This window comes from Guptibacillus spartinae, from assembly GCF_028610625.1.
Taxonomy (GTDB): Bacteria; Bacillota; Bacilli; order Bacillales; family Guptibacillaceae; genus Guptibacillus; species Guptibacillus spartinae.
Window position 1 is genome coordinate 86333 of the sequence record NZ_JAQQWU010000013.1, and the last position, 14398, is coordinate 100730.

Annotated in this window: 14 protein-coding genes; all 14 read right to left on the bottom strand. The window is 42.7% G+C overall.

Going from position 1 to position 14398, the window contains the following annotated elements; genetic code table 11:
* Nucleotides 1-71: 71 nt before the first annotated feature.
* The 14 genes from PQ511_RS18900 to PQ511_RS18965 all read right to left on the bottom strand — a co-directional run bounded on the left by PQ511_RS18900 (nt 72) and on the right by PQ511_RS18965 (nt 14009).
* Nucleotides 72-1418 (bottom strand): GH1 family beta-glucosidase, encoded by a 1347-nt coding sequence (locus PQ511_RS18900; protein WP_273853497.1) that lies wholly within the window; start codon nt 1416-1418, stop codon nt 72-74.
* Nucleotides 1419-1459: 41 nt separating this feature from the next.
* Nucleotides 1460-2494, bottom strand: a complete 1035-nt coding sequence (locus tag PQ511_RS18905; RefSeq protein WP_273853498.1) for a LacI family DNA-binding transcriptional regulator — start codon at nt 2492-2494, stop codon at nt 1460-1462.
* 92 nt (nt 2495-2586) lie between these two features.
* Nucleotides 2587-3429 carry a carbohydrate ABC transporter permease gene (locus PQ511_RS18910; protein ID WP_273853499.1) on the bottom strand — a complete coding sequence of 281 codons (843 nt, stop codon included), beginning with the start codon at nt 3427-3429 and terminating at the stop codon, nt 2587-2589.
* The gene (locus PQ511_RS18915; protein WP_273853550.1) at nt 3429-4367 is read right to left on the bottom strand and encodes a carbohydrate ABC transporter permease; all 939 of its coding nucleotides are present in this window, start codon (nt 4365-4367) and stop codon (nt 3429-3431) included. The genes PQ511_RS18910 and PQ511_RS18915 overlap by 1 nt, the downstream gene beginning before the upstream one ends.
* An 89-nt stretch (nt 4368-4456) precedes the next feature.
* Nucleotides 4457-5749 carry an ABC transporter substrate-binding protein gene (locus PQ511_RS18920; RefSeq protein WP_420541738.1) on the bottom strand — a complete coding sequence of 431 codons (1293 nt, stop codon included), beginning with the start codon at nt 5747-5749 and terminating at the stop codon, nt 4457-4459.
* Between the two features lie 321 nt (nt 5750-6070).
* The gene (locus PQ511_RS18925) at nt 6071-6826 is read right to left on the bottom strand and encodes an SDR family oxidoreductase (RefSeq protein ID WP_273853500.1); all 756 of its coding nucleotides are present in this window, start codon (nt 6824-6826) and stop codon (nt 6071-6073) included.
* Nucleotides 6827-6943: 117 nt separating this feature from the next.
* Nucleotides 6944-7210 carry an HPr family phosphocarrier protein gene (locus PQ511_RS18930; RefSeq protein ID WP_273853501.1) on the bottom strand — a complete coding sequence of 89 codons (267 nt, stop codon included), beginning with the start codon at nt 7208-7210 and terminating at the stop codon, nt 6944-6946.
* Nucleotides 7211-7259: 49 nt separating this feature from the next.
* Nucleotides 7260-8156: an AEC family transporter gene (locus PQ511_RS18935; RefSeq protein ID WP_273853502.1), complete on the bottom strand. Its 897-nt coding sequence runs from the start codon at nt 8154-8156 to the stop codon at nt 7260-7262.
* A gap of 6 nt (nt 8157-8162) precedes the next feature.
* Nucleotides 8163-9311, bottom strand: a complete 1149-nt coding sequence (gene dgoD / locus PQ511_RS18940) for a galactonate dehydratase (RefSeq protein WP_273853503.1) — start codon at nt 9309-9311, stop codon at nt 8163-8165.
* A complete protein-coding gene (locus PQ511_RS18945) occupies nt 9308-9964 on the bottom strand; it encodes a bifunctional 4-hydroxy-2-oxoglutarate aldolase/2-dehydro-3-deoxy-phosphogluconate aldolase (RefSeq protein ID WP_273853504.1) in 657 nt (218 codons plus the stop codon). The genes dgoD and PQ511_RS18945 overlap by 4 nt, the downstream gene beginning before the upstream one ends.
* A gap of 17 nt (nt 9965-9981) precedes the next feature.
* Complete coding sequence (locus tag PQ511_RS18950) at nt 9982-10950, bottom strand: sugar kinase (RefSeq protein WP_273853505.1); 969 nt, start codon at nt 10948-10950, stop codon at nt 9982-9984.
* A gap of 100 nt (nt 10951-11050) precedes the next feature.
* The gene (locus PQ511_RS18955; RefSeq protein ID WP_273853506.1) at nt 11051-12331 is read right to left on the bottom strand and encodes a TRAP transporter large permease; all 1281 of its coding nucleotides are present in this window, start codon (nt 12329-12331) and stop codon (nt 11051-11053) included.
* Nucleotides 12328-12867: a TRAP transporter small permease gene (locus PQ511_RS18960; protein WP_273853507.1), complete on the bottom strand. Its 540-nt coding sequence runs from the start codon at nt 12865-12867 to the stop codon at nt 12328-12330. Before PQ511_RS18960 ends, PQ511_RS18955 begins: the two co-directional genes overlap by 4 nt.
* Before the next feature lie 98 nt (nt 12868-12965).
* Nucleotides 12966-14009 (bottom strand): TRAP transporter substrate-binding protein, encoded by a 1044-nt coding sequence (locus PQ511_RS18965; RefSeq protein WP_273853508.1) that lies wholly within the window; start codon nt 14007-14009, stop codon nt 12966-12968.
* Nucleotides 14010-14398: the final 389 nt, after the last annotated feature.

Sequence of the window (14398 nt, forward strand, 5' to 3'; positions counted from 1 at the left end):
CTCCCTCCTATCGAGAACCATTCATTTATCAATTATAATAGCCCCCACCAGCATATGATAAGGGCGTTCACTTATTTCATTTCCAACCAACCGTTAGCGATTGTTTGTTTATACCAGTAATAGCTATCTTTTTTCGTGCGTTCTAATGTTCTGAAATTAACGTGTACAAGTCCGAATCGTTTCTCATACCCTTCTGCCCACTCAAAGTTATCAAGCAGGGACCACGTTAAATACCCTTTAATATTTACTCCTGCTTCCATACTCCGACTCAAGGAGGTTAGATGCTGCTTTAAATACTCAATCCTGCGCTGATCGTGCACCTCGCCATACTCGACGCCATCATTATAGCAAGCACCGTTTTCGGTAATGTAAATTGGTATATCGCCATATTGATCCTTTACTTTACAGAGAACTTTATAGAAGCCTTCCGGGTAGACGTTCCAACCGATATCTGTCTTATTGTAGCCGATATCAATTTTCTCTAAATCAAATAATTCTTCGTTTTCCTTATATCTTCCCACGCTACCTGTGTAGTAGTTGATCCCAATAAAGTCAATGGGCTGACTAATCAGTTTAAGATCGCCTTCCTCGAGCGTAAGGGATACCCCCTTTTTCTCGAACCAATTCAGCATAAATTCCGGGTAACTTCCTTTAAATACAGGATCAAAGAACCATTCAATAAACCAGCCCATCCCGCGATTACATGCGTCAATGTCCTCCTGCTTATCGCTAAAAGGCTCATTCCATTCAAGGTTTGGCGCATATCCAATCTCACCAGTACTCTCTAGCTCTCTAAATCTCGTAACCGCTTTACCATGGGCTAATAAGAGATGATGAGAAATGGTTGTCGCAAGCTGGAGATCTTGATTTCCTGGTGCGTGCACCCCAATAAAGTTTGATAAAAAGGACACGCACCACGGTTCATTGATTGTGATCCAATGCTTTATTTTCCCGTTGAATTCTTGAAACATAAGCTCCGCATAATCAGCAAAAGCATCCGTCGTTTCTCGACTTGCCCAACCGCCCTTATCCTGAAGCGCCTGCGGAAGGTCCCAATGGTAAAGGGTACACATTGGTTCAATCCCTTGAGCAAGTAACGCGTCAACAAAACGATGGTAAAACTGAAGCCCTTCTTCGTTGATTTCCCCTGTTCCATCTGGAAAAATACGCGGCCATGAGACGGAAAAACGATACATCTCAATGCCGAGATCTTTCATCATTTCAATATCTTCTTCATACCGATGATAGCTATCACAAGCCACATCCCCGTTATCGCCATTTTTCACATGACCAGGTGTGTGGGAAAATGTGTCCCAAATTGATTGACCGCGACCATCTTCATGAGCGGCCCCTTCAATTTGATAGGCAGCGGTTGCTGCGCCCCACTTCATCTCATGTGGAAATTGTATAATTGGCATTAACCTTCCCTCCAGTTATGTTCACTTCATCCAGTCATGCTTTATGTTTGCGTCATATTCACTTCCTTACTTCCACAAGATTCTCTCACGATCAATTCCGAATCAATAAAGACTGGTTTCAGTCCAGTTTTTCCATTTGTTAAATCATGGAGCATATGAGCAGCTAGTTTTCCAAGAAGCTCTTTATTCTGTCTCACTGTCGTCAGCATTGGGTCACTGTAGCGGCACGCATCGATATCATCACACCCTACAAGGCGAATATCTTCCGGGACACGAAGTCCAGCCTTTTTAATCGCTTTTAACGCGCCAAAAGCCATCATATCGGAAGCCGCAAAGATCGCTTCAGGTAACGCACCGCTTTGAAGAATACGGTTCATCGCTTCGTATCCGCTTTCTTCATGAAAATCACCGTACTGAATCCATTCTTTTCTTACGCCTAGACCAAATTGATTCATCGCTTGTAAAAACCCTTTTTCTCGCAAATTGGAAATCGCAGAATCTGCCCCTCCACCGATAAAAGCAATATCTTTTACCGAATGGAGATACAGATGCTGAATCACTTTCGTTGATAAATTAATATTATCCGTCATGACGTAACTCGAACGTGGACCATCTAATTCGAGATCAATGCCCATACAAGGAATATCGCTCTCTACAAGCTCATAAATGGCATCCTCGATTTCCTCACCCGTAATAATTAAACAGCCATCAACATGAAAATGCCTGCATCTTGCGAGGTAGCTACCGTTATCCTGGTAGAACTGTTCATTAGAGAACATTAAAATGTCATAACCAAGCAGCCCGATTGTTTTCTTAAAAGTTGTCACCACTTCCATAAAGAAGGGGTGGGTAAAATCCACATTCACACGACCGGCATAGATCAGCCCTATGAGATTCGACTTTTTGGTAGCTAACGCTTTTGCAGAAAAGCTTGGCTGAAAACCGGTTTCTTCGATGATTTTAAGAACTTTCTTCTTTGTTCCTTCACTAATGCCACCGTAATTGTTAATGATTTTAGAAACGGTTGCTCTTGAAACTCCTGCCATTTGGGCAATATCTTTAATCGTTAGGCTCATCGCTATCCCTTCTAACATCATAATAGACTATATATATATTGATAGCTTACTAAGAAATACTAAGTGAAGCAATTTCTATATAAGCTGAGCCTCTATTTCACAGATCCTTCTGTAATACTCGAAATAAATAGGCGGTTAAACAGTAAGAAAATAATAAGCAATGGAACCGTAGCCCAGAACACACCTGAGAGAATCATTCCGAAATCAACATTAAATGTGTTACTTAGCGAGGCTAACGCAACCTGAATGGTATAATTCTCGGGATCTCTTAGGACAGTGAACTGCCATAAGAATTCTCCCCAAACTGCTGTAAACACGATAATTCCGAGCGTTGCGAAAGCTGGAAGAATAATCGGGACAACAATGCTTCGATAAATTTTAAAATTTGAACAGCCATCAAGCTTCGCTGCCTCAATCAGCTCATCAGGCACAGATTCACTAACGTATTGCCTCATGAGAAAGATCCCCAGGGGATTTAGAAAGAACACCACCATCACTCCAGCAAGTGAATCAAGAAGTCCCGCTTTTGATACGAGAAAATATTGTGGGATTAAGCCTAGCTGAGGTGGAATGATCATTGTTAATAAAATGGCAATAAACAATCCGTTCTTGCCCGGAAATTGAAATTTTGCGAACGCAAAGCCCGCCAAAGAACTTATAAAAAGCACCACGAGTGTCACGATCGAACAAACGAGAAAGGAGTTCCACATCGCTTGAAAAAATTCAATTTGATTCAAGACCTTCTGGAAGTTCTCGACAAGCATTCCACCAGGTGTCATGGTAGGCGGGATGGAGTTATAAGCTGCACTTGGACGTGTCGCCATCACAAACATCCAGTAGAACGGAAATAAAGATAATAGGGAAGCAATTCCTAGAAATACATAAATCAGCACTTTACTTAAAGATACTTTCTTACGTTCCTTCCGTTTCGCCATTACCTTACCCCCTTTTTCTTACGGCCAGTGCCTGAAGTGATCAGCGTATTGATTGTCGCAAAGAAAAGAATAATCACAAGCAGGATAATCGCTGTCGCAGAAGCCGTACCAAAGGATTGAAGTTTAAAGGCATCTCTGTATAGGTACATGACGACTGTAAGTGCTTCATCTCGCGTAAATGCCCCAGCCCCTAAGAAAATCGTCGGCTCAGAGAAGAGCTGAAGTGCCCCTACGGTTGAGAAGAATACCGTTAAAATGATAAACGGCTTCAGCAAAGGCATCGTAATAAAAAGGAGCTGCTGAAACTTATTCGCACCATCAATCGTGGCGGCCTCATATAAATCATTTGAGATGCTTTGGATACCTGCTAGATAAATGATCGTATTGTATCCCACCCATCGCCAGAACACCATAATCGAAATGGCGATTTTCGTACCCCATTCAGATGTTGACCAGTTCACCGGATCAAATCCAAAGACACCTAACAGATAGTTTGCAAGTGATGACTCGTGATTGCTAAATAACACACTGAATATAAGGGCAACCGCAACCATCGAGGTGATATACGGCATAAATATCGTAATTCGAAAGAAATTTTTAAATCGAAGAAATGTCAGGTTTAATAGAAACGCCAGGACAATACCGACGATGATCTGTGGCGCCGTTCCCATTAACCCCATAATGATCGTATTGTAAACCGACTTCCAAAAAAGAGGATCCTCTAAGACGATTCGAAAATTATCAAGTCCTACGAAGCTCATCGGACTTAATCCATTCCACTTCTGAAACGCAAGATAGATACTAAAAGCTGCCGGATAAAGACCAATGACGCCAAAGATAATGAAAAAAGGCGCGACGTACAAATACCCTGAAATCATATCTTTTTTCTTCTCAGATCGGTAGCGTTTCTTCTTAACCCCTCTTTCCTCTCCACTCATAGAAACCACGTTATATCCTCACTTCCGGTGATTAAGTAGGATACGGCGAGAACGCCCACCGTATCCCATCACAACTGTCAAGGCTGTTATTATCGGTCGATTAAATCTTCAGCTCGTTTAATCGCAGCTTTCCATTCTTTCTCCGGATCGCCACCCTCCTGCACATTGTGGAGCGCATTTAAGACTTCTTGATGAACAGGGAAATACTTGACACCTTTGAACACCGCACCATCAATATCTTGCGCTGCTTCAGCAAAAACAGTTGAAGTTACCTGACCACCAAAGAACTTATCTTCGTTCGTCTTAAACTCCTCCATGTCATAGACAGAAGTTGCTGATGGGAACAATCCTTTGCTTTCAAATGATTTTAACTGATTATCAGGCGAAACGAGCCACTCGACAAAGTCATAAGCTTCCTGTGGATGTTCGGTTTCACTTGGAATGGAAATGTACGAGCCACCCCAGTTCGCTGCGAATTCGGTTGGAAGTGTTGCCACGCGCCATTTCCCTACTGCGTCAGGGGCATTCCCTTCCATCCATCCTTTCAACCAACCAGCTCCAAGTTCAGCTGCGAATTCACCTTTGTTCACGGCGTTTGCCCATTCAGGTGACCACATTTCAAGCTTACCAACAATGCCAGCCTTATTTAATTCAACCGCATAATCATAGGCCTTCTTCACGTCATTTCCTTCTTTACCTAACAAGAGTTCACCGTCAGGATTCAAATAGGTTTTCTCAGAAGCATCTAAATAGGCACGATACGCCATTTCAATACTATCAACGAACGGTTTCCCTGTTTCTTCTTTCACTTTCATGCCCGCTTCTTTAAATGCTTCAGGAGAGTCAATCAGTGCTTCGACTTTATCTGGCTCGGTTGGAAGTCCAGCTTCTTCAAAAAGATCCGTGCGGTAATATAATGCTTTCGGTCCGATGTCTGTCGGAAGACCTATTAGAAAATCTCCTTCTTGATTCGCGCCAGCTTCCCATTTCCAGTCTAAGTACTGATCTTGTACCTCCTTTGCCCCGAGATCATATAAATTCTCAAATCGTCCCTGTGCTTCTTTAAATCGGTCCAATTGATCCACTTCCAAAGCCGCAATATCAGGTGCCCCGCTACCTGCAGATAAAGCAGTAAATAGCGCATCATGATGTTCTGCTGTTTCCGCAGACCTCACTTTAATCGTCACGTTAGGATGTTCTTTTTCGTATTCCTTCGCAAGCTCTTCATAATTCGTTGCCCCAAATGCCCAGAAATCCAATGTTACTTCTCCATCACTGCCGCCAGAGGCTTCATCATCTCCACTACAAGCTCCTAAAGAAAATACAAGCATCGACGCAAGTCCTAACCCCAGCCACTTCGTTTTGCTTTTGTTTTTCACCATTACTTCCCCCTCATGCATTTTTAAAAGCTTTTGGAAACCGGTTTCCTAACAGAACAAAAAAATAGACGACTCAACATAAAATAAAGCGCTTTCAATTACTGATTATAAGATTATATCATTTAAAAAGCAACAATATTCTTAAAATTCGTAAACCGGTTTCTTTATTTCGAGTGCCTGGCACCACCCGGTTTTTGTCATGATTTGTCGTGAATCTCATGTCATCGTACTTGAACAAGAAAGAGGCTGACAACGACTGTCAGCCTCTTTCTTGTTCAAGTACTACCAAATCGAATATCCAGTCTTGCATCAACTGCCTGTTGCCTATCGACCCAACCAACCACCATCAACTGCAACAAGATGGCCATGAACATAATTAGAAGCAGATGAAGCTAAATAGACGGCTGTTCCTTTGAAATCATCAGGGTTCCCCCATCGATCTGCTGGAATACGGTCAAGAATTTGTGCGTTCCGCTCATCATCCTCAAGTATGGCTGTGTTCATATCTGTCGCAATATAACCTGGTACGATCGCATTCACATTCACATGATGCTTCGCCCATTCATTCGATAAGGCTTTGGTTAATTGGGCAACGCCACCTTTGGCAGCTGCATAGGCAGGTACGTTAATGCCTCCCTGGAAGGAAAGTAACGAAGCCACATTTATGATTTTGCCCTCACCTTTTGGCACCATGTGGCGACCAGCTTCCTGGCATAGTAACCATACTGTTTTCAAATTGAGATCAAGGACATCATCCCAATCCGATTCTGGAAAATCGACGGATGGCGATCTTCTTTGGATACCTGCATTATTCACAAGAATATCGATCGTTCCAAATCGAGAAACCACATTCGGAATAGCTGCCTTTACCTGATCGGTCTGTTCGAGATCACATGGAATAATCGCACACGTTCTTCCCAATTTCTCGATTTCTTCTTTTACATCTGTTTGTTCTGTATTTCGTTGAAGCAGTGCGATATTAGCTCCTGCCTCCGCTAAAGCAAGAGCCATCGACTTTCCTATTCCTCTTGTAGCTCCAGAAATGGCTGCCACCTTGCCGCTTAAGTCAAATAAATTCATTTTCCATCCCCTACTTCCCTTTTAAATTAGTTCGCACATGAAGTAAAGCGTTAAACTGCCGGGGGTCAAAACCGCCGGGGGTCAGGTTCGAGCCTGACCCCCCACCCCAACTGCTCTTCATCCCTTACTCAGAAACAATTCCACTTCATTCAACGCTTCCGCTGCGTCTTCTCCAATACACTCCACCAGGATCTCATCCCCGTCATGCAGACGAAGGTTGATTAAACCAAGAAAGCTTTTTAAGTTCGCTTCGATTAAGCTTCCATTCACATTTTTCTTCAGCAAAATTTCTGCATCGTATTTTTGAATTATTTGGTTCAATTCAATAATGGTTTGTGATTCTTTCATGTAGACAGGAATCTTTCTTTCTACTTTGTTCACCATGTTACGTCACCCTTTCATATATGTTTTTGTCAGTAACTCATACGCTTTCCTACATATACATCATTAAAAGAATCGGAATTGTGATGACACTTAACAACGTCGTCATCAAGGTAATACTCGAGACAAGCTCTGGCTTTGAGTCAAACTGAACGGCATAAATCGTTGTCGTTGCAGCAGAAGGCATAGCAGCAGAGACGACTAACACACTTGCCATAAGATCACTCATCGGCAAGAAGAGCGTTAACACGAAAGCGATGGCCGGTGATGCAATTAACCGAACGATTGAAGCATAAGAAACCTTCGACCAGTCCATGTTTTTAATTGAAATTCCCGCTAACTGCATACCGAGGACAACCATCACCATTGGAATCGATGCATTGGCAAGCAATTCTACGCTCGACATGAGATTTCCGGGCATTTTTATGGAACCCAGGTTCATAATCAAAGCAGCAAGTACCGCATAAGTTGGCGGCATCTTCAAGACGGATACAATCGCCATACGGAGCCCTGCTTTTCCTCTTGCCGCATAATACACCCCAAAGAAATTCATGATGATCGCTTGCAGAACGAGAAAGGATACAGAGTAGACAAATCCGGCTTCCCCAAAAGCAAAAAGAATGATTGGGGCGCCATAATTACCAGAATTCATAAATGCCGTTGATAAAATCAAGCCACTTTCCATTGAAGGATCATAGCCCTTTACTTTCGCTACAACTTTATTAATCACTAAAATACTTACGAGTAGAAGAGCCGAAAACAAAAGCATCATCACATACTCGCCGTTTAAATCGGCGTTATAAAACGTTTTAAATACGAGACAAGGAAGCATGATGTACAGCGCAACCGTTGATACTGATTTCAGATCTAACTTAGCTAATTTTTGAAGTAAATAGCCTGCACCAAATACAAGAAGAACAGGCAAAACGACCTGAATGAATACTGTCATTGCCGTTTACCACTCGGCAACGCTGCCATCTGAATGTCTCCAGACAGGATTGCGCCAGCGATGACCTTCTCGAGCCATCTCAATGACTTTCTCTTCATTAATTTCAATGCCAAGACCTGGTCCAGTCAGCATGGAAACCATACCATTCTCATAAGAAAAAACAGACGAATCTGTGATGTAATCCAGAAGGTCACTCCCTTGATTGTAATGAATCCCTAGGCTTTGCTCCTGAATAAATGCGTTATGACACGTGGCATCGACTTGCAAGCAAGCGGCTAAGGCAATCGGTCCAAGCGGACAATGCGGTGCCAGGCCTACATCATAAGCCTCTGCCATTGTAGCGATCTTTTTACACTCCGTAATTCCGCCAGCGTGGGACAAATCCGGTTGAATAATGTCAACATACCCATCAGCAAGCACCTTCTTGAAATCCCAGCGTGAATACATCCGCTCTCCCGTCGCAATCGGAATTGACGTGTGGGAAGCAATTTCCTTCAACGCTTCATTATTTTCTGGTAAAACGGGTTCTTCGATAAACATTGGACGATACGCTTCAAGCTCCTTCGCAAGAATTTTCGCCATCGGCTTATGAACACGACCATGAAAATCGATACCAATTCCAAAATCTTTCCCAACAGCTTTTCTTACCGCATCCACCCGCTCAAGCGTTTCATCAACCTTTTTATAAGAATCGATGTATTGAAGCTCTTCCGTACCATTCATCTTAATTGCACGAAACCCTTTCTCAGCTGCCTCTTGCGCCGCTTGGCCTACGTCTGAAGGTCGATCTCCACCAATCCAAGAATACACATCAATTGCATCTCGACACTTTCCACCCATCAACTCTGAAACCGGCGCATTGTAGAATTTACCTTTTATGTCCCAGAGCGCCTGGTCAATCCCAGCAATAGCGCTCATATGTATTGGTCCACCTCGGTAGAAGCCTGCACGATACATCACATTCCAATGATCTTCAATCGGAAGGGGATCTTTGCCGATCAAATAATCTTTCAACTCATGCACTGCTGCTTCAACCGTTGCCGCGCGTCCCTCAATCACTGGCTCTCCCCATCCGACAATACCTTCGTCTGTTGTAATCTTTAGGAACAACCATCTTGGTGGCACGACAAAGGTTTCGATAGAATTAATTTTCATGATACACTCCCCGTTCTCGCTTGTTTAACAGCTTCGGTAAATTGTTCAGCAAGCGTTGTGATGCTTTCAAAATCCTGACTATCAATGTACTTTTGTTTCACTAATGAGCCGCCTACGCCAGCAGCTACGGCCCCATTTGCAATATAAGTTCCTATATTTTCAACAGTGACCCCGCCCGTCGGAATCATCGATATGTGCCCAAGAGGTCCCTGTAGATCCTTAATATAAGAAGGCCCAAAAGCTGAGGCCGGAAAAACCTTAACAATATCAGCACCCGCTTGATAAGCTTCAACCATTTCACTTGGGGTTAACACGCCCGGCATCGAAATCACACCATATCGCTTTGCCATTTCAATCAAGCTTTTGCTATAGGTTGGAGAGAAAATGAAATCTGCCCCTGAATGAATCGCAGTACGCGCTGTTTCAGCATCTAGAACTGTTCCCGCTCCAACGAGAGCACTTGATCCAAGGCGTTTCTTCACTTCTCCAATTAAATGATAAGATTGCTCACTATCCACTGTTATTTCTAATGTGGTTACCCCGCCCTTAACAAGTGCTTCAGCTAAAGGCACAACATCTTCCGGACGCTGTCTTCTGATGACCGCAACTACGCCAGAAGAGTGGATCTGCATCAGTTTCTTAGCTTTTTCCAACATTCATGCCACCTTTCCTATCGTTCCACATCGGTAGAACGTTTCTCAGAATTCATCAATTGTTCAAGCTGCTTCCTCGTTGGAAGTCCCTCCACATCACCATTCATTTGAACGACAAATGATCCCACGGCGTTTCCTCTTTCAACTGCTTCTGGAATCGAACAACCTTCTACTAAACTACTAATAACCCCCGCTGCAAAACCATCGCCGGCTCCTATTGGATCCACGACTTGTTTAACCGGATAACCCGAAACTTTACCTGATTCGTTTTTGGCAGAATAGTAAGCCCCCTCTGCTCCAAGTTTCATAATAACCGTTTGATCGTCTCTTGTAAGAAGAGCGTTAGCCGCCTTCTCGTAGTCGGACTCACCCGTTAGAAAGGCTGCCTCGTCAACTCCAGGCAAAAGGTAGTCCGATAAAGAAGCAATTTTCAATAAAACTTCTCTAGCTTCCTCATGATTCTTCCAAAGCTTAAAGCGAATATTTGGATCAAACACCACTTTCACCCCATTTGACCTCGCCAGACGAATGGCATGAAAAACCGTTTCTTTACACGATTCACTAAGTGCTGGAGTAATCCCCGTTACGTGTAAGAAACGGGCGGACGTGACATACGCTTCGCTTACATCAGACGGTCTGAGTAGACTTGCCGCTGAATTTTTCCGATAATAATAGACATTCACATTCTGAGCCGAAACCTTTTCTTTAAAAAAGATAGAAGTCGGAGCCTCGTCGGTAAAGGTTACCTCACTTGTGTCTACCCCTTCTCCGCGAATGGACTTATGAAGATAACGACCAAAAGGATCATCTCCCAGTTTGCTCATCCAACCTGATTGTACGCCTAAACGAGACAGGGCGATCGCTACGTTAGATTCCGCTCCTGCGAATTGTTTTTCCACATGATGGGCATATTCAAGCGAGATTTGATCAGCTGTACTAAATAACACCATTGTTTCACCTAAGGTCACAACATCGGGTGAGTTCACATCAATCCCCACTCTCTTCATGAATTTAAAACGTTACTATGTAATAAAAACCCCTTGCCGAAAAGCAAGGGATCTATGAAACCAGGAGAACGCTGCCTCCCTATTTTCCAAAACTGATTAACCAGAGTGATAATTCTGGTATGAATGTAATCATTAAGAGCGAGAACACCATTGCAAAGAAATATGGAATAATGGCTTTTGATAACTGCTCGATCGATAATCCCGAGATTCCCGACCCAACAAAGAGATTCACGCCTAGTGGCGGAGTAATAAAGCCAATCGCTAAGTTAACGACCATAATGATACCGAAATGAATCGGATCAAACCCAATGTTCACGGCAATTGGTAGTAGAATAGGAGTTAAAATGATGATCGCTGCCAGCGTATCCATGAAACAACCTACTAAAAGAAGGAGAACCGTAATTAATAGAATAATCACGATCTCGCTATCAGAGATCGATAGTAAGAAGTTCGCAACTTGCGTTGGAATTTGTTCAATGGTTAGCAAACGTCCGAATGCTGTCGCAGAGCCAACGATAATTAAAACGGTTGCGGTTGTTAAAGCCGCATCTGCTAATAGCTTCGGCAAGTCTTTCAACGCCAATTCGCCGTATAGGAACAGTCCAGCAATAATTCCGTAAACGACGGCAATAACAGCTGCCTCGGTTGGTGTGAAAATACCACCGTAAATCCCACCTAGAATGATCACTGGAATAACAAGCGCCCATTTTGCTTCCCAAAACGTTTTCCAAATGTTTGCGAGCGTTGTCTTTTGATCTGACCCGCGGTAATTGTTTTTCTTTGAATACATGTAGGCCCAAACCATAAGGGATAGCCCCACTAGAAGTCCTGGAATGATTCCTGCGATAAACATGTCACCAATAGAAGCCCCACCAACGACACCATAGATCACCATTGGAATACTTGGGGGAATGATAACGCCAATCGAACCTGCTGCTGCAACAGTAGCTGTCGCAAACTTTTTATCATACCCTTGCTTCACCATGGCTGGAATCATGATCCCACCGATCGCAGCAACTGTTGCTGGACCTGATCCAGAGATAGCGGCGAAGAACATACACGTGACGATGGTCGCCATCGCAAAGCCACCTGTTTTGTTTCCAACAAGCGCATTCGCAAAGTTAAAGAGTCTTTCCGAAATGCCGCCTTTCCCCATAATTTCACCAGCTAGGATGAAAAACGGAACAGCCATTAATGGAAACGAATCAACAGAAGTAACCAGTTCCTTCATTAGAAAAGGGATCGGGATCGCTCCTGTATACAAAATAGTTGCGAGTGTCGAAAGGCCAAGCGCAATTCCAATGGGTACACTTAAAAACAGGAGAAGTGCAAATGAACCAAATAGTATCAATGTTGTCATGACTCATCGTCTCCTTCCTGTTTCATAATACGATCACGTTCGTCCTCGACGTTAACTTCCTGTTTCCCTGTCAGCATCTTGAACTGACTATAGAGATTTTGTAGCAAGCGAATCGCTGACAACCCAAATCCAATTGGCGTTGCCATATAAACGGCCCCCATCGGAATATGTAAGGCTGGCGACTTTTGACCAAAGCTTAATAATTGGCTTGCAATGTCATAACCGTAAACAATGACATAAAGACAAAAGAGCAAGAATAATAAGTTCGCAATCATTGCAACAATTAACTTTCCTTTTTCCTTCAGCAAGAGAAGCATGACTTCTACTTTAATATGCCGCTGCTTCTTTACTCCGTAGCTAATGCCTATGTACACTAACCAGATGAAACTGTATCGCCCGAGCTCTTCTGACCATGATAGGGAGTTTCCCGTCACCCGCATCACAACCTGCAGGAAAATAACACTCACCATCAACGTTGAAAAGACTACGAGCAGGAATTCTTCCAGTCTACGATCTATCGCTCGAATGATCTTCATGCCTTCACCTCAACTGATTCTCGTATTAGTAAGTAAATAAGATAGAAAGAATATACGCTGCAGATCGTTTCCACAGCGTACATCCCATCACGATTGGATTATTTTTGCGCGTCTTCAATCGCTTTGTAGACTTTATCAACGGTTTCTTCGCCAATTTGGCTCTTATACTCATCAATGACTGGAGCAACCGCTTTCACCATTTCTTCACGGGCTTCAGGAGTAATTTCTGTATATTCCATGCCTTCATCTTGAAGAGATTGAAGATATTTTTCATTCGCTTCACGATTCAATTTACGCTCGTATTTACCTGCTTCAACAGCCGCGTCTTTGACAATTTTCTGCTGATCTTCTGATAAACCATCATAGAATGATTTGCTCATCAAGAATACAAACGGACTATAGATGTGATGCGTGTTTGATACATAATCTTGAACTTCATAGAACTTTTGAAGATAGATAGTTGCGTAAGGATTCTCCTGGCCGTCCACTGTCCCCTGTTGCAAGGCAGTGAAAAGCTCAGTAAATGCCATCGGTGTCGGGTTTGCTCCTAGTGCGCTAAAGGCATCAAGGTGAAGATCATTTTCCATTGTACGTATTTTAAGACCATCGAAATCATCCATTGTCGCTACAGGATGTTCACTATTTGTTAGATCACGGAAACCGTTCTCCCAATACGATAGACCAACAAGGTTTTGGCTTTCTAGCTTTTTAAGTAGGTCTTGTCCAACGTCACTATCAAGAACAGTATCTGCCACTTCTTCATTCGGGAATAGGAACGGAATATCGTATACGCTGAAATCTGGAACAAAGTTTGCAAGTGGAGCTGTTGATGGAATCGTTACTTCTTGCGTACCAAGCTGAAGTGCTTCCGTCATCGAACGGTCATCGCCTAGTTGACCACTATGGTAAGTTTCAACCTTAATCGCACCGTCTGTTTTCTCTTCAACGATTTCTTTAAATTTTAACAATCCTTTATACTGTGGGTGATCTTCATTTAAACCAATACCAGCTTTAATCACTTTCGCATCGCCTGAAGCGCTTTCATTTCCACCATTACTACTTGCTTTTTCGTTACTATTCCCACAAGCTGCAAGCATTGCAATTAATAGAATAGTAGATAGTACCATTGCTAATTTTTTCAAAATACTCATTCCCCTTTATGTAGTTTATTTTTGTTAACCCCTCGGTCGCCAATTCATGGTAGACCATTTTCACTAGACCCCAGTGTCATTTAAATTCATAAAAATACAGTAACCGCTTTCACATGACCTGTAAAAAAAACAGCAATTTCAACGCTTTGCTGGAACAGGTTCCCTATTCATTCCCCCTTATTTGGAATATCGTTATGAAATAATTATTCTGTAAATTTGATTATACATGAATTTATTTTTAATACAATGGTTTTCAAGAAAAAATATTTATTCAAATAAATGAATGATAGAAATATTTTATCCAGATACTGATAAGGCTTTCATAAAAAGTGTATTCCTTACGTATACTTTGCAAATGGAACATTTTCTATTTTACATCC